General features: G+C 68.6%; 22 protein-coding genes. 18 read left to right on the top strand and 4 right to left on the bottom strand.

Features of this window, described 5'->3' with window-relative positions:
• The first annotated feature begins 3 nt into the window (after positions 1-3).
• The 6 genes from gcvP to BN2660_RS10970 all read left to right on the top strand — a co-directional run bounded on the left by gcvP (position 4) and on the right by BN2660_RS10970 (position 8,940).
• Positions 4-2,889, top strand: a complete 2,886-nt coding sequence (gene gcvP, locus BN2660_RS10945; protein WP_091231602.1) for an aminomethyl-transferring glycine dehydrogenase — start codon at positions 4-6, stop codon at positions 2,887-2,889.
• Between the two features lie 214 nt (positions 2,890-3,103).
• Positions 3,104-4,738, top strand: a complete 1,635-nt coding sequence (locus tag BN2660_RS10950) for a peptide ABC transporter substrate-binding protein (RefSeq protein ID WP_091231606.1) — start codon at positions 3,104-3,106, stop codon at positions 4,736-4,738.
• 99 nt (positions 4,739-4,837) lie between these two features.
• Complete coding sequence (locus BN2660_RS10955; RefSeq protein WP_091233567.1) at positions 4,838-5,764, top strand: ABC transporter permease; 927 nt, start codon at positions 4,838-4,840, stop codon at positions 5,762-5,764.
• On the top strand, positions 5,757-6,701 hold the full coding sequence (locus BN2660_RS10960) for an ABC transporter permease (protein ID WP_091231608.1): 945 nt from the start codon (positions 5,757-5,759) through the stop codon (positions 6,699-6,701). The genes BN2660_RS10955 and BN2660_RS10960 overlap by 8 nt, the downstream gene beginning before the upstream one ends.
• On the top strand, positions 6,698-8,371 hold the full coding sequence (locus BN2660_RS10965; protein ID WP_091231611.1) for a dipeptide ABC transporter ATP-binding protein: 1,674 nt from the start codon (positions 6,698-6,700) through the stop codon (positions 8,369-8,371). The genes BN2660_RS10960 and BN2660_RS10965 overlap by 4 nt, the downstream gene beginning before the upstream one ends.
• A gap of 2 nt (positions 8,372-8,373) precedes the next feature.
• A complete protein-coding gene (locus tag BN2660_RS10970) occupies positions 8,374-8,940 on the top strand; it encodes a PH domain-containing protein (RefSeq protein ID WP_255305122.1) in 567 nt (188 codons plus the stop codon).
• Positions 8,941-8,947: 7 nt separating this feature from the next.
• On the opposite strand, the gene BN2660_RS10975 is transcribed toward BN2660_RS10970, so the two are convergent.
• Complete coding sequence (locus BN2660_RS10975) at positions 8,948-9,733, bottom strand: CPBP family intramembrane glutamic endopeptidase (protein ID WP_255305123.1); 786 nt, start codon at positions 9,731-9,733, stop codon at positions 8,948-8,950.
• Positions 9,734-9,833: 100 nt separating this feature from the next.
• On the opposite strand from BN2660_RS10975, the gene typA reads away from it, so the two are divergent.
• The 4 genes from typA (at position 9,834) to BN2660_RS10995 (ending at position 15,573) form a co-directional block, all read left to right on the top strand.
• Positions 9,834-11,747 carry a translational GTPase TypA gene (typA, locus tag BN2660_RS10980; RefSeq protein WP_091231618.1) on the top strand — a complete coding sequence of 638 codons (1,914 nt, stop codon included), beginning with the start codon at positions 9,834-9,836 and terminating at the stop codon, positions 11,745-11,747.
• A gap of 163 nt (positions 11,748-11,910) precedes the next feature.
• Positions 11,911-12,801: an aggregation-promoting factor C-terminal-like domain-containing protein gene (locus BN2660_RS10985; protein WP_091231621.1), complete on the top strand. Its 891-nt coding sequence runs from the start codon at positions 11,911-11,913 to the stop codon at positions 12,799-12,801.
• A 108-nt stretch (positions 12,802-12,909) separates the two neighbouring features.
• Complete coding sequence (glsA, locus tag BN2660_RS10990; protein WP_091231625.1) at positions 12,910-13,917, top strand: glutaminase A; 1,008 nt, start codon at positions 12,910-12,912, stop codon at positions 13,915-13,917.
• A 36-nt stretch (positions 13,918-13,953) separates the two neighbouring features.
• Positions 13,954-15,573 carry an MFS transporter gene (locus tag BN2660_RS10995; protein WP_091231628.1) on the top strand — a complete coding sequence of 540 codons (1,620 nt, stop codon included), beginning with the start codon at positions 13,954-13,956 and terminating at the stop codon, positions 15,571-15,573.
• Position 15,574: 1 nt separating this feature from the next.
• Here BN2660_RS10995 and BN2660_RS11000 read toward each other — a convergent pair whose 3' ends face one another.
• Positions 15,575-16,123, bottom strand: coding sequence for a helix-turn-helix domain-containing protein (locus BN2660_RS11000; protein ID WP_091231631.1), 549 nt, complete (start codon positions 16,121-16,123; stop codon positions 15,575-15,577).
• A 93-nt stretch (positions 16,124-16,216) separates the two neighbouring features.
• On the opposite strand from BN2660_RS11000, the gene BN2660_RS11005 reads away from it, so the two are divergent.
• The 6 genes from BN2660_RS11005 (at position 16,217) to BN2660_RS11030 (ending at position 20,650) form a co-directional block, all read left to right on the top strand.
• Complete coding sequence (locus tag BN2660_RS11005; protein WP_091231634.1) at positions 16,217-16,927, top strand: AzlC family ABC transporter permease; 711 nt, start codon at positions 16,217-16,219, stop codon at positions 16,925-16,927.
• Positions 16,924-17,238, top strand: coding sequence for an AzlD domain-containing protein (locus tag BN2660_RS11010; RefSeq protein WP_091231638.1), 315 nt, complete (start codon positions 16,924-16,926; stop codon positions 17,236-17,238). The genes BN2660_RS11005 and BN2660_RS11010 overlap by 4 nt, the downstream gene beginning before the upstream one ends.
• Positions 17,239-17,275: 37 nt before the next feature.
• Positions 17,276-17,740, top strand: a complete 465-nt coding sequence (locus BN2660_RS11015; protein WP_255305124.1) for a histidinol dehydrogenase — start codon at positions 17,276-17,278, stop codon at positions 17,738-17,740.
• A 9-nt stretch (positions 17,741-17,749) separates the two neighbouring features.
• The gene (fdxA, locus tag BN2660_RS11020) at positions 17,750-18,070 is read left to right on the top strand and encodes a ferredoxin (protein WP_091231642.1); all 321 of its coding nucleotides are present in this window, start codon (positions 17,750-17,752) and stop codon (positions 18,068-18,070) included.
• Between the two features lie 3 nt (positions 18,071-18,073).
• The gene (gene dapC / locus BN2660_RS11025) at positions 18,074-19,186 is read left to right on the top strand and encodes a succinyldiaminopimelate transaminase (protein ID WP_091231646.1); all 1,113 of its coding nucleotides are present in this window, start codon (positions 18,074-18,076) and stop codon (positions 19,184-19,186) included.
• 168 nt (positions 19,187-19,354) lie between these two features.
• Positions 19,355-20,650, top strand: a complete 1,296-nt coding sequence (locus BN2660_RS11030; protein ID WP_255305125.1) for a citrate synthase — start codon at positions 19,355-19,357, stop codon at positions 20,648-20,650.
• 167 nt (positions 20,651-20,817) lie between these two features.
• Here the strand turns inward: BN2660_RS11030 and BN2660_RS11035 are convergent, their stop codons facing one another.
• Positions 20,818-22,224 (bottom strand): DEAD/DEAH box helicase, encoded by a 1,407-nt coding sequence (locus BN2660_RS11035; RefSeq protein WP_091231651.1) that lies wholly within the window; start codon positions 22,222-22,224, stop codon positions 20,818-20,820.
• 224 nt (positions 22,225-22,448) lie between these two features.
• Positions 22,449-23,402: a 2,3,4,5-tetrahydropyridine-2,6-dicarboxylate N-succinyltransferase gene (gene dapD, locus BN2660_RS11040; RefSeq protein ID WP_091231655.1), complete on the bottom strand. Its 954-nt coding sequence runs from the start codon at positions 23,400-23,402 to the stop codon at positions 22,449-22,451.
• A 65-nt stretch (positions 23,403-23,467) separates the two neighbouring features.
• On the opposite strand from dapD, the gene dapE reads away from it, so the two are divergent.
• Positions 23,468-24,541 (top strand): succinyl-diaminopimelate desuccinylase, encoded by a 1,074-nt coding sequence (dapE, locus tag BN2660_RS11045; RefSeq protein WP_091231658.1) that lies wholly within the window; start codon positions 23,468-23,470, stop codon positions 24,539-24,541.
• Positions 24,523-25,740: a hypothetical protein gene (locus BN2660_RS11050; protein WP_091231661.1), complete on the top strand. Its 1,218-nt coding sequence runs from the start codon at positions 24,523-24,525 to the stop codon at positions 25,738-25,740. The genes dapE and BN2660_RS11050 overlap by 19 nt, the downstream gene beginning before the upstream one ends.
• Positions 25,741-25,822 lie beyond the last annotated feature (82 nt).

Raw genomic sequence — 25,822 nt, forward strand, 5'->3', positions numbered from 1 at the left:
CCCGTGGTCTCTTTCGCCGACCGTCATATCGGAACCACCGCCTCTGCACGGCGGCAGATGCTCGACACGCTCGGGGTCTCGTCGGGTACCGACGAGCGGAGCGCGGTCGAGACGCTGATGCGCCAGGCCGTCCCGACGTCCATCTTCACCGAGGCCGCCGCGGAATCCGTGATCCCGCGAGCCGCGAGCGAGACCGAGGCGCTCGCCGAGCTGCGCTCCCTGGCTGCGCGCAACACGGTGAACCGTCCGATGATCGGCCTCGGCTACTACGGGACGATCACGCCCAGTGTGATCCAGCGGAACGTGCTGGAGAACCCGTCCTGGTACACCGCGTACACGCCGTACCAGCCGGAGATCTCCCAGGGGCGCCTCGAGGCGCTCATCAACTTCCAGACCATGGTCGCCGACCTGACCGGGCTCACCACGGCGAACGCCTCGATGCTCGACGAGTCCACCGCGGTCGTCGAGGGCATGCTGCTCGCACGACGGGCCTCGAAGACGGCGTCGAACGTCTTCGCCGTCGACGCCGACGCGTTCCCCCAGACGAGGGCGCTGCTCGCGGCGAGGGCGGATGCTGTGGGCATCGAGCTCGTCACCGTGGACTTCGCCGCGGGGGAGGAGCTGCCGTCCGAGCTGTTCGGCGTCTTCGTCCAGTACCCCGCGGCATCGGGTCGGGTGTGGGACCCGAGCGCGGTGATCGATGCGGCCCACCTCGCGGGCGGACTCGCCGTCGTCGCGGCAGATCTGCTGGCGCTCACGCTGATCGCTTCGCCCGGTTCCCTCGGCGCGGATGTCGCCGTCGGCACCACGCAGCGCTTCGGGGTGCCCATCGGATTCGGCGGCCCGCACGCCGGGTACATGGCCGTGCGCGCCGGGCTCGAGCGACAGCTGCCAGGACGTCTCGTCGGGGTGTCGGTGGATGCCGACGGCAAGGCGGCCTACCGCCTCTCGCTGCAGACCCGCGAGCAGCACATCCGTCGGGAGAAGGCGACCAGCAACATCTGCACCGCGCAGGTTCTCCTGGCCGTCATGGCGGCGATGTACGCGGTCTATCACGGGCCCGACGGACTGCGGGCGATCGCCGTCGAGGTGGCGGCGAAGACCGCGATGCTGCGCGACTGGCTGTCCGACGCCGGAGCCGACATCGTGCACGACGCGTTCTTCGACACGGTGCGCGTACGCGTGCCCGGTCGCGCGGCGGACCTCGTCGCCCGGGCGCATGACGAATGCGGGATCCTGCTGCACGCGGTCGACGCCGACACCGTCGGCCTGGCCGTCGACGAGACCACCACGGTCGCCGAGCTCCACCAGGTGGCGCGTGTCTTCGGCGGCGCCTCCGAGCGGGCGTTCGGGTTCTTCGGCTCGGGCCGCACCGGCGCGCTGCCCGAGGCGCTGCTGCGACAGGACGAGTACCTGACGCATCCGGTCTTCCACGCGCACCGCAGCGAGACCGCCATGATGCGGTACCTCAAGAGCCTCGCCGACCGCGACTACGCGCTCGACCGCGGCATGATCCCGCTCGGCTCGTGCACGATGAAGCTCAACGCCGCGACGGAGATGGCTGCCATCACCTGGCCGGAGTTCGCCGGCATCCACCCGTTCGCCCCGGCATCCGATGTCGGCGGCTACCTCGACCTCATCGATCAGCTCGAATCCTGGCTCGCTGAGGTCACCGGCTACGACGCCGTCTCGCTGCAGCCGAACGCGGGCTCGCAGGGCGAGCTGGCGGGCCTGCTCGCCATCCGGGGATATCACCTCGCCAACCGCGACGACCAGCGCACGGTGTGCCTCATCCCGTCGTCCGCGCACGGCACCAATGCGGCCTCCGCCGTGCTCGCCGGCATGAAGGTCGTGGTCGTGGCCTGCGACGAGCTCGGCAACGTGGACCTCGACGATCTGCGCGCCAAGATCGACGCCCACGCCGACGCGCTGTCCGCGCTCATGATCACCTACCCGTCGACCCACGGCGTGTACGAGCAGGATGTCGTGGAGATCACCACAGCCGTCCATGACGCCGGTGGGCAGGTGTACGTCGACGGGGCGAACCTCAACGCGCTGCTCGGCTTCGCCCGCTTCGGCGACCTCGGCGGTGACGTCTCGCACCTCAATCTGCACAAGACGTTCGCCATCCCCCACGGTGGAGGCGGCCCCGGCGTGGGGCCGGTCGCGGCCAAGGCGCACCTCGCGCCTCACCTGCCGTCGCACCCGCTCGCCCAGAAGGCCGAGCACGCCGGCGGATTCGTGTTCGACGGCGGCCCGGTCTCGGCCGCGCCCTACGGCTCGGCCGGCATCCTGCCGATCTCGTGGGCGTACGTCCGCATGATGGGCGCCGACGGCCTGCGCAATGCGACCGCCGCGGCGGTCCTGTCGGCGAACTACATCGCCGCCCGCCTCGAGGAGCACTATCCGGTGCTGTACGCGGGAGAGGACGGTCGGGTGGCCCACGAGTGCATCCTCGACCTCCGGCCGCTCAGGGAAGCGACGGGCATCACCGTCGACGACGTCGCGAAGCGACTCATCGACTACGGGTTCCACGCCCCGACCATGTCGTTCCCGGTCGCGGGCACCCTCATGGTGGAGCCGACGGAGTCGGAGGACCTCGGCGAGATCGAACGGTTCATCGAGGCGATGGTCATGATCAAGGCTGAAGCGGATGCGGTGGCCGCGGGCCGTTGGCCGGCCGCCGACAACCCGCTGGTGAATGCGCCCCACACCGCGGTCTCGCTGATCGCGGGGGAGTGGGATCACGCCTACAGCCGCGAAGACGCCGCGTACCCGGTGCCTGCCCTGGTGGCAGGCAAGTACTGGCCGCCGGTACGTCGGATCGATCAGGCCTACGGCGACCGCAACCTCGTCTGCGCCTGCCCGCCGATCGAGGCCTTCGCCTGACCTGCGACCGGGACAGAACGGCGCCACGCACCCTCCTCGGGAGCGTGGCGTCGTTTCATTCTCCCGAATGTTTCTCCCGTGTTAACGATGATCACCACTCAGTAACGGTTCATTAGCTGAGCGCGATGTGTGAACGGGCGCGGGTTACTCTCGACTATCCCTACGCGTTCAACGGTGAGCGCGCAGTCTGAGTAACAGTCCAGGAGGACACAAAGTGAAGCGCAACAGAATCGCCCTCGCGGGCAGCGCATTTTTCCTGATCGGGGCCCTGACGCTCGCGGGCTGCGCGAGCGGTGGAGGCAACGAGACCACCGAGGACACGTCGTCCGGTGACGCCACGGCGGTCATCTCGGTCAACAACACCGAGCCGCAGAACCCGCTCATCCCCACGAACACCAACGAGGTCGGCGGCGGCCTCGTTCTGCAGAGCATCTTCGCCGGTCTCGTGTACTACGACGCCGAAGGCGCGATGCACAACGACCTCGCCGAGTCGATCGAGACCGAGGACGCACAGACCTACACGATCAAGATCAAGGCCGACCAGACCTTCGCGAACGGCGACCCGGTCGACGCCGAGTCGTTCGTCAAGGCATGGAACTACGGCTCCGCCCTCGACAACAAGCAGCTCTCGAGCTACTTCTTCGAGTCCATCGAGGGCTTCTCTTACGACGAGAACGTCCCGGAGCTCTCCGGCCTCAAGGTCGTCGACGACCTGACCTTCACCGTCACGCTCAAGCAGCCGGAGTCCGACTTCCCGCTGCGCCTCGGCTACACCGCGTTCTTCCCGCTGCCGGCAGCGGCCTGGGACGACCTCGAGGCCTTCGGTGAGAACCCGATCGGCAACGGACCCTACGTCTTCGCCGAAGAGGGCGCATGGAAGCACAACGAGAGCATCGAACTCGTCAAGAACGAGGAGTACACGGGTCCCCGTGAGGCCATGAACGGCGGCGTGGACATGAAGCTGTACGCCAGCACGGAGGCGGCGTACGCCGACCTCCAGGGTGGCGAGCTCGACATCATCCAGGAGATCCCCGACACTGCCCTGCAGACGTTCGAGAGCGACTTCCCGGACCGCACGGTGAACCAGCCGGCCGCCGCAAACGCCACGATCACGATCCCGGAGCGCCTCGAGCACTTCAGCGGTGAAGAGGGTCAGCTGCGCCGCGCCGCGATCTCGCACGCGATCGACCGCGAGGAGATCACCGACGTGGTCTTCAGCGGCACGCGCACCCCGGCCAAGGACTTCACGTCGCCGGTCATCGACGGCTACTCCGAGGACATCCCCGGCTCCGAGGTGCTCGAGTTCGACGCCGAGAAGGCGAAGGAGCTGTGGGCCGAGGCCGACGCCATCGCACCGTGGACCGGCTCGTTCCAGATCCAGTACAACGCTGACGGCCCCAACCAGGGCTGGGTCGACGCGATCGCGAACCAGCTGAAGAACAACCTCGGCATCGAGGCGTCGGGCAACCCGATCCCGACGTTCGCCGAGCACCGCACACTGATCACCGAGCGTCAGTCGACCACCGCCTTCCGTACCGGATGGCAGTTCGACTACCCGTCGATGTTCAACGGACTGGGCCCGATCTTCGGTACCGGCGCAGGCTCGAACGACGGCGACTACTCCAACCCCGAGTTCGACGCACTCCTCGATGAAGGCGCATCGGCGGCCGATGTCGAAGAGGGCATCACGAAGTTCCAGGAGGCGCAGGAGGTCCTGTTCCAGGACCTGCCCGCCATCCCGCTCTGGTACACCAACGCCATGGGCGCCTGGGGCGAGACGGTCGAGAACGTCGAGTTCGGCTGGGACACCTGGCCGATCCTCTACCAGGTCACGAAGGACGGCGAGTAAGCCTGACGGCACTCACCTGTGAGGCGGTGACGATCTTTCGTCGCCGCCTCATAGGCTGTGTTCGTCACGCTCCACCGTCTCCTCCTCACAGGACTACAGATGTTCGGCTATATCCTCAGACGTCTCCTGCAGGTCATCCCGGTCTTCTTCGGGGCAACCCTGCTCATCTACTTCCTCGTGTTCGCCATGCCCGGCGACCCGATCCTCGCCCTCTTCGGCGACCGCACCCCGAACCCTGCGGTCGTGGAGCAGCTGCGTGAGCAGTACCACCTGAACGATCCGTTCCTGGTGCAGTACTGGTACTACATCACCGGCGTCTTCCAGGGCGACCTCGGCAACACCTTCTCCGGCCGCCCCGTGTCGGAGGTGCTCGCCGAGACCCTCCCCGTCACCGGCCGCCTCGCGGTCATGGCCATTGCGATCGAGTTCGTGCTCGCCATCATCATCGGCACGATCTCGGCGCTGCGCAAGGGCAAGGTCTTCGACCACGCGATGCTCGGTGTCGCCCTCGTCGCCATCGCGATCCCGATCTTCGTCGTGGCGTTCCTCGGGCAGTACTTCCTCGCGATCAAGCTCGGCTGGTTCAAGCCGACAGTGGGCTCCGACAACGACTGGGGCGGCCTGTGGCTGCCCGCCATCGTGCTTGGGTTCAGCCTGTACGCCGTGAGCATGCGACTCATGCGCAGCTCGGTCATCGACACGCTCAACCAGGACTGGGTGCGCACCGCGTACAGCAAGGGCCTGTCGCGTGAACGGGTCATCCCGGTGCACGTGCTGCGCAACTCGCTGATCCCCGTGATCACCAACTCGGCCACGAACTTCGGCGTGCTGCTCGTCGGCGCGACCGTCACCGAGGGCATCTTCAACGTCCCCGGCGTCGGCAACACCCTCTATCAGGCCGCGATCCGCAACGAGGGGCCGACCGTGGTCTCCTTCGTCACCGTCTTCGTGATCCTGTACGTCCTGGTCAACCTCGTCATCGACCTGCTCTACGGTCTGCTCGACCCAAGGATCCGTTATGCCTGACCCCACCACAGACACACATTTCGTCGCGCCGGTCGAGACGGAGACCATCTCCGTCGACGCCGTGCGCATCGCCGAGAAGCCGCGCAACCTCTGGCGCGACGCCTGGTCCGATCTGCGGCGTCGTCCGCTGTTCTGGTTCTCCGTCGTGCTGGCGCTCTTCTTCATCGTCATGGCGCTGTTCCCGACGCTGTTCACCTCGACGCCGCCGGATGACAACTGCCAGCTGGGCAACAGCAACGCCGGCCCGGCGGCGGGGCACCCGCTCGGGTTCACCTTCCAGGGCTGCGACATCTACGCCCGCATCGTGTGGGGTGCGCAGACGTCGCTCGCGGTCGGGCTGCTGGCCACGGCGATCGGGTCGATCGTCGGTCTGATCATGGGCGCCTTCGCCGGCTTCTACGGCGGATGGCTCGACTCGCTGCTCTCGCGCATCGGCGACATCTTCTTCGCCATCCCGTACATCCTCGCCGCCGTCGTCGTCATGACGGTCTTCTCGCAGTACCGCTCGGTGCCGGTCCTGGCTCTCGCGATCGGAGGCTTCGCCTGGGCGTCGACCGCCCGCGTCGTGCGAGCCGAGGTGCTGAGAGTCCGTCAGGCGGACTTCGTCGTCGCCTCCCGGGCGCTCGGGCGCTCGAAGTTCGGCATCCTCGTCGGGCACGTCATCCCGAACGCTCTGGCGCCGCTGCTCGTCGTGTCGACGCTGGCGCTGGCGGCGTCGATCGTCGCCGAGGCGACGCTGTCGTTCCTCGGCGTCGGCCTCGGCAGCTCGACCATGTCTTGGGGCAATGACATCAGTGCGGCTCAGTCGTCGCTCCGCGTCGCCCCCATGGCGCTGATCTACCCGTCGATCGCGCTCACGCTCGCCGTGCTCGCGTTCGTGACCCTGGGCGAGCTCATCCGAGACGCCATCGATCCGAGAGCGAGGGCACGGCGATGAACGATCGCGCAACCGCACGAGTCCCTCTGCTGAGCGTGCGCGACCTGAAGGTCGCGTTCCGGACGCAGGAGGGCGAGAAGGAGGTCCTCCACGGAGCGAACTTCGACATCTTCCCGGGCGAGACCGTCGCGATCGTCGGGGAGTCCGGATCGGGCAAGTCCACGACGGCGAGTGCGATCGTGAACCTGCTCCCCGGCACCGGCACGATCACGGGCGGGTCGATCACGCTCGACGGTCGGGAGCTGACGAAGCTCGGCCGTCGAGAGATGGAGTCCGTCCGTGGACGGGAGATCGGATTCGTCCCGCAGGACCCGATGTCGAACCTCAACCCGGTGTGGAGCATCGGCTTCCAGGTCAAGGAGGCGATCCGGGCCAACGGAATCGCCCGCGGCAGGGATGCGGTCAAGGCGCGTGCGATCGAGGTGCTGCAGCAGGCGGGGCTCGCGGATGCCGAGCGGAGACTGCACCAGTTCCCGCATCAGTTCTCCGGTGGCATGCGTCAGCGAGCGCTGATCGGCATCGGACTGGCGGCCGACCCGAAGCTGCTCATCGCGGACGAGCCCACCTCGGCGCTCGACGTCACCGTGCAGCGCGTCATCCTCGATCACATGGCGACACTCACGCGCGAGAAGGGCACGTCGGTGCTCCTCATCACGCACGACCTCGGCCTCGCGGCCGAGCGCGCCGAGAAGATCATCGTGATGAGCAACGGCAACATCGTCGAATCCGGCCCGAGCAGGCAGATCCTCGAGAACCCGCAGCATCCGTACACGCAGCGGCTCGTGGGTGCAGCTCCCAGCGTCGCGTCGCAGCGCATCCAGGCGGTCGTCGAGGATCGTGGCATCGAGACGCTCGAGAACCTCGCAGACATTCCGCCGACCGTGCGGGTCGTGGGCCTCACCAAGGACTACAAGATCCGTCAGGGGAACTTCCGCAGCGAGGCGTTCCGCGCGGTCGACGACGTGACCTTCGACATCCCGCGGGGTAAGACGCTAGCGCTGGTGGGCGAGTCCGGGTCGGGCAAGTCCACGGTCGCGAAGATGGTGCTCAAGCTCGAAGAGCCCACCAGCGGCACGATCGAGATCGACGGTCAGGACGTGTCAAACCTCTCGAACGCCCAGGCGTTCGGGCTGCGACGTCGGATGCAGCCCGTCTTCCAGGACCCCTACGGCTCGCTCGATCCGCTTCGCAACATCGGCAACACGATCTCGCAGCCGCTGCAGATCCACGGTGTCGGCGACCGGACCTCGCAGCGCGAGCGCGTCGAAGAGCTGCTCGACCAGGTCGCTCTGCCGCGGGCGCTCGCGACGCGGTACCCGAACGAGCTCTCCGGAGGCCAGCGTCAGCGGGTCGCGATCGCGCGCGCGCTGGCGCTCAAGCCCGACATCGTCGTGCTCGACGAGGCCGTGTCGGCGCTGGACGTGCTGGTGCAGGACCAGATCCTGCAGCTGCTCGCGGGTCTGCAGTCGGAGCTGAACCTGACGTATCTGTTCATCACCCACGACCTGGCCGTCGTGCGCGTGTCGAGCGACCTCGTGTGCGTCATGGAGAGCGGCAAGGTCGTCGAGCAGGGCACTGTCGACGAGATCTTCGCGAACCCCCAGCAGGAGTACACTGACCGGCTGCTCAAGGCCATCCCGGGCGCTTCGATCCCGCTCGGTGGGCACTGAGCGTGCCGACTGACCCCACACCGGGGGCCGCGCGCACGATGCGCGCGGTCTCCGGACCGGTCTTCCTCGTCCTCTGCTCCCTGCTGGCGCTGTTCCTGCTCGGGGATGCCGTCGTGCGCGCCGGATGGGGGCAGATGCTCCTGCTCGCGCCCTGGATCCTCCTCGGACTCTGGGTCGTATACGAGGTGGCCTTCGTCTCCTCGGTCCGCATCGATGACGCGGGCGGCACGGTGCAGAACATGCTGCGACGCACGAGCTTCGGGTGGCGCCGGGTGCGCGACGTCGATCTGCGGTGGCAGCTCGTGTTCTCACTCGACGACGGCACGGATGTCACCTGCTATGGCGGTCCCGCCAGGGCGCGCCCGCCGCATGCGGGTGCGCGGGACGGCGAGGAGCCCAAGGCCCCGACCAGCCTTCGCGACCTGACCGACATCCGAGACCGGTGGGAGTCGGCGGCCGACACGGCGGATGCGCCGATCCGGCGGAGCTGGGATCGTCCGGCGCTCCTCGCGCTGGGTGCGATCCTGATCTGGGCCGTCGTCGCCGTGGTCCTCACGAACGGCGCCTGACACCGCGTCAGCTCGGCAGGCCGAAGAGGGCGGGCCACGTCGCCGCCGCCCAGGGGTAGCCGACGAACACCGTCGCGTCGATGATGAAGTGCGCGACGAGGAACGGCAGCAGCCGCCCGCTGCGCTGGAACAGGCATCCGAACAGCAGGCCCATCGCGAAGTTGCCGATGAACGCCCCCGGCCCCTGGTAGAGGTGGTAACTCGCGCGCAGCAGCGACGTCGCCACGATGATCGTCCACGGACCCCAGCCGAGCTGCTTCAGCCGCGCGAAGAGGTATCCGAGCACCACGAACTCCTCCTGCAGCGACGCGCGTGCGGCGGCCAGCAGAAGCACCGGCACCGTCCACCAGTGCGCATCGAGCCCCGCGGGATTCACTGCGACGAACAGACCGAGGGCACGGCCGGCGATGTACAGGGCGAGACCGGGAACGCCGATCGCGACGACGAGCAGCGCGCCGCGGCCCGCATCCGCCCAGGGACGCGTTCCGTCCAGCCCGAGCCGGCCGAGGTGCGGGCGTGACGTCTGCCAGAGGAGGAAGCAGACGAGGAGCACGGGGACGAGCGAGAACCCGATCGAGAGGACCTGGTAGATGAGGTCGAAGATCTCGCGGTCGCTGCGCGACGGATTGAGGGTCGCCGTCTGGTCGGCGAGCGGTGTGTCGTCGGTCAGGCGGTAGGCCAGCTGCACGACCGCGTAGACGGCGGACTGCCCGAGCCCCAGGGCCAGGACGATCACGATCTCCCACCACAGGCGGCGACGCGACGGGGTGGGGGAGAGGTCTGCGACAGTCACGCCCCCGATCGTACTTCTCGTGCTCAGGAACCCGGCCCGCCGGTACGTTATCCTGGAACGTCGGCTTCCCGGCGAAAACCCACACTTTTAGGACACTTGCATGGCGCACGCCCTTCGCTCTGACCTCCGCAACGTCGCAATCGTCGCGCACGTCGACCACGGTAAGACCACCCTCGTCGACGCCATGCTGCGTCAGACCGGCTCCTTCGGCGAACACGCCCACGTCGACGAGCGCGCGATGGACTCGAACGACCTGGAGCGCGAGAAGGGCATCACGATCCTCGCCAAGAACACGGCGATCACCTACAAGGGTGCGCACGCGAACGGCGAGGAGATCACGATCAACGTGATCGACACCCCCGGCCACGCCGACTTCGGCGGCGAGGTGGAGCGCGGCCTGTCGATGGTCGACGGCGTCGTGCTGCTCGTCGACGCGAGCGAGGGGCCGCTGCCGCAGACGCGCTTCGTGCTGCGCAAGGCGCTCGAGGCAAAGCTGCCCGTCATCCTCCTGGTCAACAAGACCGACCGCCCCGACGCCCGCATCGCCGAGGTCGAGGAGGAGGCGCACGACCTGCTGCTCGGGCTCGCATCCGACCTCGTCGACGACGTGCCCGACCTCGATGTCGACGCGCTCCTCGACGTCCCGGTCGTCTACGCGTCCGGCCGTGCCGGCGCCGCATCGCTGAATCGTCCCGCCGACGGGTCGCTGCCGGACAATGACGACCTCGAGCCGCTCTTCGGCGCGATCCTCGAGCACGTCCCCGCTCCGTCCTACGACGACGAGGCTCCGCTGCAGGCCTGGGTCACGAACCTCGACTCGAGCCCGTTCCTCGGTCGCCTCGCGCTGCTCCGCGTCTTCAACGGCACGCTCAAGAAGGGCCAGACGGTCGCCTGGGTGCGGTCCGACGGCAGCACGAGCAACGCCCGCATCACGGAGCTCCTCAAGACGCGCGCTCTCGAGCGCTACCCCGCCGAGTCCGCCGGCCCCGGCGACATCGTCGCCATCGCAGGCTTCGAGAACATCACGATCGGCGAGACCATCGCCGACCCTGAAGACGTGCGTCCGCTGCCGGCCATCACGGTCGACGACCCCGCCATCTCGATGACGATCGGCACCAACACCTCCCCGCTCATGGGCAAGGTCAAGGGGCACAAGCTCACCGCTCGCATGGTCAAGGACCGTCTCGACAAGGAGCTCATCGGCAACGTCTCGCTCAAGGTCGTCGACATCGGACGCCCGGACGCGTGGGAGGTGCAGGGCCGCGGCGAGCTCGCCCTCGCCATCCTCGTCGAGAACATGCGTCGTGAGGGCTTCGAGCTCACCGTCGGCAAGCCGCAGGTGGTCACGAAGAAGATCGACGGCAAGACCTACGAGCCGTTCGAGCACCTCACCATCGACACGCCGGAGGAGCACCTCGGCGCGATCACGCAGCTGCTCGCGAACCGCAAGGGCCGCATGGAGAACATGACGAACCACGGCACCGGCTGGGTGCGCATGGAGTTCATCGTCCCCTCGCGCGGTCTCATCGGCTTCCGCAGCGAGTTCCTGACCACCACCCGCGGCACGGGTATCGCGAACGCGATCTCGCACGGCTACGAGCCGTGGGCGGGTTCCATCACGACGCGTCAGAACGGCTCGATCGTCGCCGACCGTCAGGGCGTCGTCACGCCGTTCGCGATGATCGCCCTGCAGGAGCGCATGTCGTTCTTCGTGCAGCCCACGCAGGAGGTCTACGAGGGCATGGTCATCGGCGAGAACTCGCGTGCCGACGACATGGACGTCAACATCACCAAGGAGAAGAAGCTCACCAACATGCGTGCGGCGAGCTCTGACACCTTCGAGTCGATGACGCCTCCGCGCCAGCTGACGCTCGAGGAGAGCCTCGAGTTCGCGCGTGACGACGAATGCGTCGAAGTCACGCCCGAGGTCGTCCGCATCCGCAAGGTCAACCTCGACGCGAACACGCGTGCTCGGGAGACCGCGCGCCTGAAGCGTCAGGACGCCAACGCCTGAGAATCACCTCCGAGAAGGGCCCTGCATCGCCGAACAGGCTGATGCAGGGCCCTTTTCTCATGAAGCGCACAGGTGGCCCGATGCAGAATCGTTACCTTGCGCCCGGGGCGATCTCCCGATGAGTGTCCCGCTATGGGCGTACGACGACCCGAAAGTCGAACCCATGCTTCATGAAACCCGTGCGCTTCGGCGCGCCTCCGCGGCGGCATCCGCTCGCGAAACGGTCTCCGGTCGCCGTCCTCGATGGATCTTCGGAGCTGTCGCCGGCGGCGTGGTCGGTCTCGCCCTGACGGCGGGAATCGTCGCCGCACCTGCGGCGGGCGCCGAGCTGCCCGACGCCGTCGCCGATGTGGCGACCCTCGTCACCGGCGCGGCCAGCGCCGACCCGCTCGAGAAGGCGACGGACGACTCGGCCATCACGATCGCCCTCGCCGAGGATGCGGTCGCGGCGGCCGACGCCGTGAACGCCGAAGTCGCAGCCTCCGGGCTCGACCTCGGCGGAGCTCCCGCTGCCGTCGAGACCGAGGACCTCAGCACCTGGGTCGAGCAGCTGAGCGATCGCTCCTCGTTGTCCGAGCGCGAGCTCACGAGCCTCGAGGCGTACGCCGTCACAGGCACGGAGGAAGTGATCGCCGACACGACAGCCCTGCAGGCGGCGCACGTCACCGCGCAGGAGCAGCGAGCTGCGGCGCAGCTGGCGGCTGAGGAGGCCGCGGCCGCGGCGGCGGCACTCGCGGCCGCCAACACGGTCGACGGCGCCAAGTCGACGGCGCGGCAGATGGCCGCGAGCGAGTACGGCTGGGGCGAGGACCAGTTCTCGTGCCTGAACTCCCTGTGGACCAAGGAATCCGGGTGGAACTACCAGGCCTACAACGCTTCGGGTGGCGCGACCGGCATCCCGCAGGCTCTTCCCGGCAGCAAGATGGCCTCCGCCGGCAGCGACTGGCAGACCAACGCCGCAACGCAGATCGCGTGGGGTCTCGGGTACATCTCGTCCGTGTACGGAACGCCGTGCAGCGCATGGGGCCACTCCCAGGCATCCAACTGGTACTGACACCTCGTTCCGCATTCCGGAATACGGCCCCATGCCCCTAGGCATGGGGCCGTTCTTTCACTACGGTGAGCGTGATGGCTGGGGCGTCGTCGATCCCGAGGAGGGCGCGTGGAACCCACCGAGCTGGCGGACGTCGAGCAGAACGTGTCCACGGGATCGCTTCCCGGGTGGGGGCGCGTAGACGAGCTGGTCCGCGACGCCCACCGACGCTACGCCGGCGAGCAGGGCGGCGTGGTCGCCGACTACATCCCGATCCTCGCCGAGGTCGATCCCGATCTCTTCGGCCTTGCGCTGATCGAATCGAACGGCGGTCTGCACGACGCGGGTGACGCGCTGCATCCGTTCTCCATCCAGTCGATCTCGAAGATGTTCGTGTACGCGCTCGCGATCCAGCATCACGGACACCGACGGGTCCGCGAGATCGTCGGGGTGAACAACACGGGTCTGCCCTTCAACTCCGTCATGGCCCTCGAACTCAACGGCGGGCATCCGATGAACCCCATGGTGAATGCCGGGGCGATCGCGACCACCGCGCTCATGCCCGGAGCCACCTCCGTCGAGCAGTGGGAGCTCGTCAGAGAGGGACTCTCGGCCTTCGCCGGGCGAGCGCTCAGTCTCGACGGGGCCGTGTACGCCTCTGAGGCTCAGACGAACGAGCGCAACCGCGCGATCGGCAGGCTGCTCCGCAGCTACGGGCGTCTGCAGAGCGACCCGGAGGAAGCGGTCGACGTCTACACGCGCCAGTGCGCGCTCAGCGTGACGGCGCACGACCTCGCGGTGATGGGGGCGACGCTGGCGGACGGCGGCGTCAACCCGGTGACCGGCGACCGCGTCGTGTCGGCTGACGTCTGTCGCGACACCCTCGCGGTGGTGGCGGCGACCGGCCTGTACGAGCGGTCGGGGGAGTGGCTCTTCGAGATCGGACTCCCCGCCAAGTCGGGAGTCACCGGCGGGATCGTCGCTGTGTCGCCGGGCAAGGGAGCCGTCGCAGGCTTCTCGCCGAGGCTCGATCCCGCGGGCAACTCGGTGCGCTCGCAGCTCGCGATCGGTCATCTGTCCCGCTCGCTCGGGCTCAACCTCTTCGCCTCGGCCCCGGCCGCCCACGCGTCGGACTGAACCGTCACCCCATCGTTCCGGACAAAGGACCTACCCATGACACACACAGCGGCCGTGGCCACCAGGACATCGTGGATGCCGCTCGTCAGTCTGTTCCTCGCGCAGGTGCTGATGTCCTTCAACGTCGCCGCCCTGCCGATCTCGCTCGGCGGCATCGTGAGCGATTTCGGAGTGCCCCCGACCGTGGCGAGCACGACCATCGTCATGTACGGGCTCGCGGTCGCGGCGCTGGTGATGACGGGTGCGAAGCTCGGGCAGCGCGTCGGCTGGGTGCTCATCTTCCGCATCGTCATCGTGCTCTTCGCCGCCTCCGCCGTGCTCATGATCTTCTCGCCGACCGTCGGCTGGGCGATCGCCGGGCAGGCCGTCGCGGGCGCGGCAGCGGCGATCATCGTGCCCTCGATCGTCGCGCTCATCGCCGAGAACTACCGAGGACCCCAGCAGGCGACGGCGATCGGTGCGATCGGCTCGGCGCGGGCGATCTCGGGCGTCACCGCCTTCCTCATCGGAGGCACCCTGGGCACGCTCGTCGGATGGCGCCCCATGTTCTTCATCGTCCTCGGCATCGCCGTCGTGGTCTTCTGCTTCAGCTTCACGCTCCGCGGCGACCGCGGCGACGCCTCGATCCGCATCGACCTCGTCGCCTCGCTGCTGATCGGTGTCGCCATCGTGCTGCTCACCCTCGGCTTCAACAACCTCAACGGCTGGGGAGCCGTCGCCGCCACCGAGGCCGCGCCGTTCAGCATCCTCGGACTCTCGCCCGCACCCGTCTTCATCGTCGTCGGGATCGTGCTCGGACAGCTCTTCTTCTTCTGGACCCGCAGACGGATGGCCGAGGGCAAGGTCCCGCTGATCGACCTGAGCGTCCTCAGCTCCTCGAAGGAGCGGGCCGCGGTGTACGCGATGTTCATCGTGGTCGCGCTCGAAGCGTCTGTGAACTTCACGATCCCGCTCTACATCCAGATCGTGCAGGGACGCACGCCGTTCGACACCTCGCTCGCGATGATGCCGTTCAACCTGACGGTGTTCATCACCGCGACGCTGGTCGTGCGGTTCTACAAGCGCTATCCGCCGCGCGTCATCGGCGTCTTCGGCTTCGTGCTGACGACGGTCGCCCTGATCTGGCTGTCGTTCGTGGTGAACAACAACTGGGAGACGGTGCCCACGATCCTCGGTCTCATCGTCTTCGGGATCGGCCAGGGCGCACTCGTCACGCTCGTCTTCAACGTGCTCGTCACGTCGTCGCCCGCGGCCCTCGCCGGCGACGTCGGCTCGCTGCGCGGAACGACCCAGAATCTCGCATCGGCGGTCGGCACGGCGCTGGCGGGAGCCCTGCTCGTGTCGCTCCTCGGTGTGAGCGTCGGACGCGCCGTCATGGAGAGCCCCGATCTGCCGCCGGCACTCGTGGACCAGGTCGACCTCGACGCGGTGAACTTCGTGAGCAACGACGACCTGCGCGCCGTGCTCGCCGAGACCGATGCGACGCAGGAGCAGATCGACGCCGCTGTCGCGGTGAACGAGGAGGCACGATTGGGCACGCTGAAGCTCGGCCTGCTCATCCTCGCCGGCATCAGCGCGGTCGCGATCCTGCCGGCGTCGAGGCTGCCGAGATACAAGCCGGAGGAGATCCCCGACCCGTCTCCGGCGGACGACTGACTCAGCGCAGCTCGGAGATGAGGACGGCCGTCGTGCCCGGCTCTGTGGCCTCGAACACGTGGGGGACGTCTCCCGCGTACGAGAGGTAATCTCCGGGCTCCAGCGCGATCGCTTCTCCTGCGGGCCCGATGAGGGCTCGTCCCGAGATCAGGATGACGTGCTCGGTGGTACCGGAGTGATGGGGGTCGGAGAGCCGTGGGTCGCCCGGCTCCGCCTGAATGAGATAGACGTCGCGGCGTGCGCCGGGCGGGCTCGCGGAGAGAAGCGTGGCGCTGTACGCCGACGCGGACGAAGGGACCCCGCTCAGGTCACCGGCCCGGATGAGGGTCGGCGCGTTCGCCTGCTGATCGACCAGCACCGCGAAGGGCACGCCCAATGCCACCCCGAGCGCCCAGAGCGTCTCCACGCTGGGATTCCCCGACCCGGACTCCAACTGCGAGACCGTCGCCTTGGAGATGCCCGCCTGGCGAGCGAGCTCCGACACGGAGAGTCCGACGGCTTCCCGCTCCCGTCGGAGAGAGCGAGCGATGCGACTGCGGAGATCGTCCATTCGTTCATCATGCCAAACGAACGTTCGCTTGACTATGCATCCGTAGGTGTTCAGAATGATGATCATGTGTTCAGTGAGCCGAACAGACGACCGGTGAACGCCGAGCGCGAGGTGTGGCGCGAGGCGTTGGGCGTCGTCCTTGCGACCAGTGCCTACGGCGTCTCCTTCGGCGCGCTCGCCGTCGCATCCGGTCTCGACGTGTGGCAGGCCTGCGTCCTCAGCCTGCTGATGTTCACCGGCGGCTCGCAGTTCGCCTTCGTCGGGGTCTTCGCCGCCGGCGGCATATCGGCGCTGCCGTCGGCGATCGCCTCCGCCGCTCTGCTCGGAGTGCGCAACGTCGCGTACGGGATGCGCATGTCGCCGATCGTCGGGACGACACGATCGCGCCGTGTCGCCGCCGCCCACTTCACCATTGACGAATCCACCGCGGTGGCGATCGCACAGAGCGACCCGCGCCTGCGCCGCGTCGGGTTCTGGGTGACCGGCGTCGGGATCTTCATCGGCTGGAACCTCACGACCCTCGTCGGAGCACTCGTGGGCGACGTGCTCGGCGAGCCGAGGACGTGGGGGCTGGATGCCGCCGCTGCTGCCGCGTTCCTCGCGCTCCTCTGGCCGCGACTCGTGCAGCGACAGGCGATCGCCGTGGGTGCCGCAGCGGCCGTCGTCGCGGCATCGCTCACCCCGCTCCTCATGCCGGGGTTGCCGGTGCTGGTCGCGGCGGTGGTGGCGATCGTCGTCGGCTGGTTCAACTGGCTGGGCCGTGATCCGCGATCGGTGGAGCGCACGGCGGGGGAGACCTCATGAGCGTCTGGAGCGCGATCCTGCTCGCGGCTCTCATCTGCCTGGGACTGAAGGCCGTGGGGTACCTCGTCCCGCCCCGCGTGCTGGAGGCGCCACGGCCGGCGCGGATCTCCGACCTTCTCACGGTGGCGCTGCTCGCCGCCCTCGTCGCCGTCCAGACCCTCGGTGCCGGCCAGGCGGTCGTGGTCGACGCCCGCGTGCCGGCGCTGCTGGTCGCCGCGGGCCTCCTGTGGCTGCGGCAGTCGTTCCTCGTCGTGGTGGTGGCTGCGGCGGCCGTCGCGGCCGTGCTCCGGGTGCTCGGCCTCGCCGCCTGACCGGGGCCGCCCGGCTCCGCGCGCGTAGGATCGACGTGTGCGTATCGGATGGATCTCCCGGGTGCTGTCGTGGATCGCGGCGGCTCTCGTCGGTGGCGTGTTCGGCGTGGCCGGCACGATCGGCCACAGCCTGATGTGGGGACCCGTGCCCGTCGGCCTCCTCGTGGGGGCGATCGCCTGCGGCTCGATACTCGTCGCGATCCGCGCGCTCACCCACGACCGCGGTGCGACTCTCGCCTCGGGTCTCGGGATGCTGGGGATGCTGGTGCTGATCTCCGGTGTCGGCCCGGGCGGCTCGGTCGTCGTGCAGGACTCGCTCAGCGGCCGCATCTGGACCTATCTCGTCGCCGGGCTCGTGCTGCTCGCCGTCGCGTGGCCGTCGTTCCGGCGGCTGCCGGTGCGCACGGATGCCCCGGCGGAGCGCACCGAGGCGCCCGACGCGACGGCGACGGCCACGCGCGACGGGGCGATCCTGAGAGATCGGACCGGCAGCGAGACGTAGACTGAGGGGGTGACGTATGTGATCGCCCTTCCGTGCGTCGATGTCAAGGATCGCGCCTGCATCGACGAGTGCCCCGTTGACTGCATCTACGAGGGCGAACGCTCGCTGTACATCCACCCCGACGAGTGCGTCGACTGCGGCGCGTGCGAGCCGGTGTGCCCGGTCGAGGCGATCTACTACGAAGACGACCTGCCCGAGGAATGGCAGGACTACTACAAGGCGAACGTCGAGTTCTTCGACGAGATCGGCTCGCCGGGAGGCGCCGCGAAGGTCGGCGTCATCGCGCACGACCACCCGATCATCTCCGCGCTCCCGCCCCAGGGCGAGTAGTCGGTGAGCGTCCGCGACCTGGCCGACTATCCGTGGGACGCGGTCGTCCCTTTCCGTGAGCGTGCCGCGCGGCATCCGCAGGGTCTCGTCGACCTCTCGATCGGCTCGCCCATCGACCCGACGCCGGAGCTGATCCGCACCGCCCTCACCGAGGCGACCGACGCGCACGCGTACCCGCAGACGGTCGGGACTCCCGCTCTGCGCGAGGCGATCGTCGACTGGTATGCGCGGCGCAGGGGAGTGCCCGATCTCACGGTCGACAATGTGCTTCCGACGATCGGGTCCAAGGAACTGGTGGCTCTGCTGCCCACCCTGCTCGGCCTCGGCGCCGGTGACATCGTCGTGCATCCGCGGGTCGCGTACCCGACGTACGAGGTCGGCGCCCGCGTCGTCGGGGCCACTCCGCTCGCCGCTGACGACCCCGCGGAGTGGCCCGAGGGCACGCGGCTCATCTGGATCAACTCCCCGGGCAACCCGGACGGACGCACCTGGACGATCGACGAGCTCGCCGCCGCCGTCCGGCGTGCGCGGGAGCTCGGAGCGGTGCTCGCGAGCGACGAGTGCTACGCGGAGCTCGGCTGGGACGGCCGGTGGGCGACGGAGCCTGTTCCGTCGGTCCTCGATCCCCGCGTCACGGGCGGAAGCCGGGCAGGCCTGCTCAGCGTCTACTCCTTGAGCAAGCAGTCGAATCTCGCCGGCTACCGGGCGGCCTTCATCGCTGGATGCGCCGCTCTCATCGCCGAGCTGCTCGCCGCGCGGAAGCACCTGGGACTCATGCCCCCCGCCCCGGTCCAGCACGCGATGGCCGCGGCGCTCGGCGACGACGAGCACGTGGCAGCGCAGAAGGCGCTGTACCGCGAACGGCGCGACATGCTCCGCCCCGCGGTCGAGGCTGCGGGATTCCGCATCGACGGCTCAGAGGCCGGGCTGTACCTCTGGGCGACGGAGGGCGCAGACGCCTGGGCCAGCATCGCGAGACTGGCCGACCTCGGCATCCTCGCCGGGCCCGGCCCCTTCTACGGAGACCACTCGAGCGAGCACATCCGGCTGTCGCTGACGGCGCCCACCGAGCGGATCGCCGACGCCGCGCGCCGTCTGCGCGAGAGCGCGCTGTAGATTCCCTCCCTGCTCTGCGCCTTCTTTTGTCCGATGTCACAGTAGGCCTACGCGCCTACTAGGCTGTAGAGGCGATTCGGTCGTGTATCGACGATCTCGTTCCGACCTGGCGCTCAGCGCCGTGACATCGCCACATCCGGCTTGATGAAGATCCACGAGGAGGCCCGCGTGAGCGCAGCGGCAGAGCAGCAGGCGACGGCGAAGCTGACGGTCGGCGAGACCACGGCAGAATTCCCCCTGGTGCGCGGCACCGCAGGGCACGACAGCATCGACTTCTCGACGCTGACCCGCCAGACCGGTTACACGGGACTCGACTACGGATTCGTGAACACCGCGTCCACGAAGTCCGAGATCACGTTCATCGACGGAGACAAGGGCATCCTGCGCTACCGCGGATACCCGATCGAGCAGCTCGCGGGCAACACCAGCTACCTCGAGGTCGCCTGGCTCCTGATCTACGGCGAACTGCCGTCTGCCGCCGAGCTCGCCGAGTTCGATGAGAAGATCCGTCGGCACACACTGCTGCACGAAGACCTCAAGCGCTTCTTCTCGGCTCTCCCGCACACGGCGCACCCCATGTCGGTGCTGTCGTCGGCGGTCGCCGCACTGTCGACCTACTACGAGGGCCAGACCGACCCGCACAACCCCGAGCACGTCGAGCTCAACATGATCCGCATGCTCGCGAAGCTGCCGGTCATCGCCGCATACGCGCACAAGAAGAGCGTCGGACAGGCGTTCCTGTACCCCGACAACTCCCTCGGCTTCGTCGAGAACTTCCTCAAGCTCAACTTCGGAGTGCACTCCGAGGAGTACCAGGTCAACCCCGTCATGTCGAAGGCGCTCGAGCTGCTGCTGATCCTGCACGAGGACCACGAGCAGAACGCGTCGACGTCCACGGTGCGTCTCGTCGGCTCCACCGGCGCGAATCAGTTCGCCTCGATCTCCGCCGGCATTCAGGCACTCTCCGGGCCGCTGCACGGTGGCGCGAACGAAGCCGTCCTCACGATGCTCGGTCAGATCCGCGACTCGGGTCAGAGCGTCTCGCGCTTCGTCGAGCGGGTGAAGAACAAGGAAGAGGGCGTGAAGCTCATGGGCTTCGGGCACCGGGTCTACAAGAACTACGACCCGCGCGCCAAGCTCGTGAAGGAGGCTGCGGGCGAGGTGCTCTCCGAGCTCGGCGTCACCGACCCGCTTCTCGACCTCGCGCAGGAGCTCGAGGAGATCGCCCTCGCGGACGACTACTTCAAGGAGCGTCGCCTGTACCCGAACGTCGACTTCTACACCGGCGTGATCTACAAGGCCATGGGCTTCCCGACGCGCATGTTCACCGTGCTCTTCGCCATCGGCCGCCTTCCCGGGTGGCTCGCCCAGTGGCGCGAGCTGCAGCTCGACCCGCAGACCAAGATCGGCCGCCCTCAGCAGTTGTACACGGGGTCCCCGGAGCGCACCTTCCAGACCCGCTGACGCCGGTCCCAGAAGAGAAGAGCGGATGCCTGCACAGGCATCCGCTCTTCTCTTGTCTCCGCGTCCGCACATCCGCACCCCGTACGCACGACGACGCCCCACCTGCGGGAGCCGCCCGGTGGGGCGTCTGTGCAGGTGGGGCGTCGGATCGATGGGTGCGGCGTGGCTCAGCGGCCCTGGCCGCCGCGACCGCCCTGAGAGCGGCCGCCGCCGCGTCCGCCCTGGCGCGAGCCTGCCTGCGCGCCCTGGCCTGCCTGACCGCCCTGGCCCGCCTGCCCCGACCGAGGACGACGGCTGCGACGCGACGGCGGGTTGGCTGCGGAGTTCCGCTCGCCACCGGCCGGGCGCTGCTTCGGCGACTGGCGCTGCTGCTGCTGCGGCTGAACCGGTGCAGGGCGCACGTGCGGTGCACGCTCGGGGACGAGTTCCGTCACGGCTGCGGCGGTGAGGTCCTCCAGCGCGACCGAGATGGCCGCCTTGCGCAGCAGATCCTTGACATCACGGCGCTGCTCGGGGAGCACGACCGTGACGACCGTTCCCGCTGCGCCGGCACGTGCTGTGCGGCCCGAGCGGTGCAGGTACGCCTTGTGCTCCATGGGAGGGTCGACGTGGACGACGAGGTCGACGTTGTCGACGTGCACGCCGCGAGCGGCGACGTCGGTGGCGACGAGGACGCGGACTCCGCCGTCGGCGGGGTCGGACGAGAACGCGCTCAGGTTGCGCTCGCGGGCGTTCTGCGACAGGTTGCCGTGCAGGTCGACCGCCGGGATGCCGGCAGCCGTGAGCTGCTTCGCGAGCTTCTTGGCCTGGTGCTTGGTGCGAGTGAAGAGGATGCGGCGCCCCGTGCCGGACGCGAGATCGCGGACCAGCGTGGTCTTGTTGTCGGTCGAGTCGACGACCAGGACCCGGTGCGTCATCTCGCCGACGGGCACGCTCTCCTCGTCGACCTCATGGCTCACCGCGTTCGAGAGGAAGCGTCGGGCGAGCGTGTCGATGCCGCGGTCCAGGGTCGCGCTGAACAGCAGGCGCTGGCCACCGGCCGGGGTGGCGGTGAGGATGCGGGTGACGCCGGGGAGGAAGCCGAGGTCGGCCATGTGGTCGGCCTCGTCGAGCACGGTGACCTCGACAGCGTCGAGCTGCACGACGCGCTGCTTCATGAGGTCCTCGAGGCGACCGGGGCAGGCGACGACGATGTCGACGCCGCTGCGCATGGCCTGCTCCTGCGGACGCTGGCTGACACCGCCGAAGACGGTGGCGACACGGAGTCCCTTGGCCTCCGCGAGCGGCGCGATGGTGGCTGCGATCTGCGTTGCGAGCTCACGGGTCGGCGCGAGCACGAGGCCGCGCGGGTGGTTCGGACGGCTCTTGCGCGATGACGCCGCGAGCCGGGACACGAGGGGGAGGGCGAACGCGATCGTCTTGCCGCTGCCGGTGCGGCCGCGACCGAGGAGGTCGCGACCCGCGAGAGAGTCGGGAAGCGTGTCGCGCTGAATCGCGAACGCCTCGGTCTTGCCGTCCTTCGCGAGGACGGAGGCGAGGTCGGCGGGCACGCCGAGATCGAGGAAGGAAGTCATGAAGTATCTCCGAGAATGCACGCACGAACCAGCGGGCCGGGTGCGGGGAAAGGTGGGCGACGGCGCGGGATCGCGCATCGTTTCGCCGTTCGAGATGGCCAGAACCAGGCAAGTGGCGCGGGAGCGTGTCGACGACGCAGACGTCTCGCATCGCGAGGAGCGTCGCTTCGACACTATCACGCGACAGGGGGGAGAAGCCTGGGACCGGTCGCCCCGCGCGTCGCTCAGGCGTGCAGCGCCTCGTTGAGAGTGACGCCCACGCCTGCACGGCGGACGGCCTCGACGGCTCCGGTCAGAGAGTTCCGACGGAAGAGCAGGCCGTTCTGCCCCGAGAGTTCGGCGCCCTTCACCGTCTTCTTCACGCCCTCGGCGGTCACCGGCCCGTCGACGAGGACGACCTTGGTCCCCGCGGTGACGTAGAGGCCCGCTTCGACGACGCAGTCATCGCCGAGCGAGATGCCGATGCCCGCGTTCGCGCCGAGAAGAGTGCGTGCACCGATCGACACGCGGTGCGATCCACCGCCCGACAGCGTGCCCATGATCGAGGAGCCGCCGCCGATGTCGCTGCCGTCACCGACCACGACGCCCTGCGAAATGCGTCCCTCCACCATCGAGGAGCCGAGCGTGCCGGCGTTGAAGTTGACGAAACCCTCGTGCATCACTGTCGTGCCGGGCGAGAGGTGTGCGCCGAGACGCACTCGCGAGGCATCGGCGATGCGGACCCCCGACGGCTGCACGTAGTCGGTCAGTCGCGGGAACTTGTCGAGCCCCTGCACCTGGATCCCCGCCCGCTGCAGCAGCGGGCGGAGGCGGGTCGCGTCGTCGGGGTGCACGGGGCCGGCGTTCGTCCAGGCGACGTTCGGCAGATGGCCGAAGATGCCGTCGAGGTTCAGCTCGTTCGGTCGCACGACGAGGTGGGACAGCGCATGGAGGCGGAGGTAGGCGTCGACCGTCGACTCCGGCGCGGCATCGAGATCGATGTGCAGTTGCACGACTTCGACGGTGACGTTGCGGCGCTCGTCGGGTCCCGCGAGGTCGTCGAGCCTCGCCGAAGCGGTGGCGGCGGCGTCCGCCGACGGTGCGACGGTGGCCACCTCGGGGAACCAGGCGTCCAGCACGGTGCCGTCGCCGGCGATCGTCGAAAGTCCGGTACCCCACACGGTGCGCGCCTCAGTCATGACTCCACGGTATCGCGCCGCGGGCGCGACTCCTGTCCCCGTGTCACGACAAGTACGCTGGGGGCATGGTGCTCGATCTGACCGCGTCCTCCGTCGACCTGACCCGTGCGATCTGCGACATCCCCAGCGTCTCGGGCGGCGAGCGCGCGCTGGCGGATGCCATCGAGCAGGCCATCTCGGCATACGACCACCTCGAGGTGATCCGGCACGGCAACACGATCGTCGCGCGCACCGACCTGGGGCGCGCGCAGCGCGTCGCGATCGCGGGGCACATCGACACCGTGCCGATCAATGACAACCTCCCGACCCGTGACATCGAGATCGACGGGGTCCCTCATCTCTGGGGGCGGGGGACGGTCGACATGAAGAGCGGCACCGCGGTGCAGCTGAAGCTGGCGGCGGAGCTCACGGAACCCTCCGTCGACATCACCTGGATGTGGTACGACAACGAGGAGGTCGAGGCGTCGAAGAACGGCCTCGCGCTGCTCGCCGCCGTTCGGCCGGATCTGTTCCAGGCCGACTTCGCCATCCTGGGGGAGCCGTCCAACGGCGAGGTCGAGGGCGGATGCAACGGCACGATGCGCGCGATCGTGCGCACATCCGGCGTCCGTGCGCACGCGGCGCGTGCGTGGATCGGTGAGAACGCGATCCATCGTGCCGCCCCGATCCTCGCGCGCCTGGCGGAGTACCGCGCGCGGGAGGTGCCGGTCGAGGGCCTGCTGTACCGCGAGAGCATGAGCGCCGTCCGCATCTCCGGAGGCGTCGCGGGCAATGTGATCCCCGACGCGTGCGAGGTGGAGGTCAACTACCGGTTCGCCCCGAGCAAGACGGCCGCCGACGCCGAGGCGCACATCCGCAACCTCCTCGCCGGCTTCGACGTGGAGATCACGGACTCGGCAGAGGGAGCCCGACCCGGCCTCGATGCACCCATCGCCCAGGAGTTCGTCGCCGCCGTCGGCGCGGAGCCGCGACCGAAGTACGGGTGGACCGATGTGGCCCGCTTCTCGGCTCTCGGCATCCCCGCCGTCAACTACGGTCCCGGCGACCCGCACCTCGCGCACCACGACGAAGAGCGCGTACCCCTCGCGCAGATCGACGCCGTCGAGCGCGGACTGCGGGCATGGCTCAGTTCGCGATGACGATGGCGCGCCGGTGGGCGCGCCTTCCGGTACCGCTCCAGGTCGCTCTGATTTACGCGGTCGCACGTGCCGTGACGACGGTGATGATGGTGGTCGCGGCCCAGCAGTCCACCTCGCTGTCGCGCTTCGGGGCGGAGCCGGGGCTCGTCGACTTCGTGCTCGGCTGGGACGCCCAGTGGTACTGGCTCGTCGCGGAGGAGGGATATCCAGCCGAGCTGCCGCTCACGGCATCCGGTGAGGTCGCCGAGAACGCCTGGGCGTTCATGCCGGTCTTCGCATACGCGGCGAAGGTCGTCGGACTCCCGTTCGGCTCGTGGGGAATGGGGGCCTTCCTCATCTCCTTCGTCGCCGGGTACGGGGCCTGCCTCGCTCTGCATCGCCTGCTCCGCGATCGGATCGGCCGGAGCGCGGCGATGTGGTCCGTCGCGTTCTTCGCCTCGGGGCCGCTGGCGGCGATGTTCCAGGTCGGATACGCGGAGTCGCTGTTCCTCCTGATGCTCTTCGTCGCGCTCGACCTCATGGCGCGGCGGCGGTACGTCTGGCTCTACGCGCTGATTCCGGTCATGGCCTTCACGCGCCCGGGCATCCTCGCCTTCGCGCTGTACATCGGTCTGCACGGAATCCTCCGGCTCGTGCGCCGTCACCAGGATCCGCTCGACGGACGAGATGTCGTGCACATCCTCGCGCTCGGTGCTCTGGCGACGGTGTGCGGCTTCGCGTGGCAGGTCATCGCCGCCGTCGTGACGGGCGATCCGGGCGCGTATCTCGCGACCGAGCTCGCGTGGCGGCGCAACTGGATACTCGGAGGGGTCGAGGGCTTCATCCCCTTCGAGGGCTGGATCCAGGCCTCGCAGTTCTGGTTCGGGCAATGGGGGCTCCCTGCCGCGTGGGGGCCGGTGGCACTCGTCATCCTCGTCGTCGGTGCCGCCGCGGCGCTCCTCTACGCGCCGCAGGTGCGCGCCCTCGGTGTGGACCTCCGGCTCTGGAGCGCGAGCTATCTCATCTATCTGCTCGCCGTCTTCTTCCCGCAGTCCAGCACCTTCCGGTTGCTGCTTCCGCTGAGTCCGCTCTGGGGCGCGATGGCTGTGCCTCGTTCCCGGCTGTGGCGCGGCGGGGTTCTCATCGGCTGCCTCGTCGCCCAATGGGCATGGATCTTCCCGATGTATGCCCTCGGCAACACGTTCTGGCAGGTTCCGTGAATGTTAATGCTTGATGCATTTTTCTCACGGGCGACATCCAGGTTCGGGTGACTACCGATAAACTGATTTCATACCACCGGAG

Source organism: Microbacterium sp. 3J1, from assembly GCF_001049495.1.
Classification (GTDB): Bacteria; Actinomycetota; Actinomycetes; order Actinomycetales; family Microbacteriaceae; genus Microbacterium.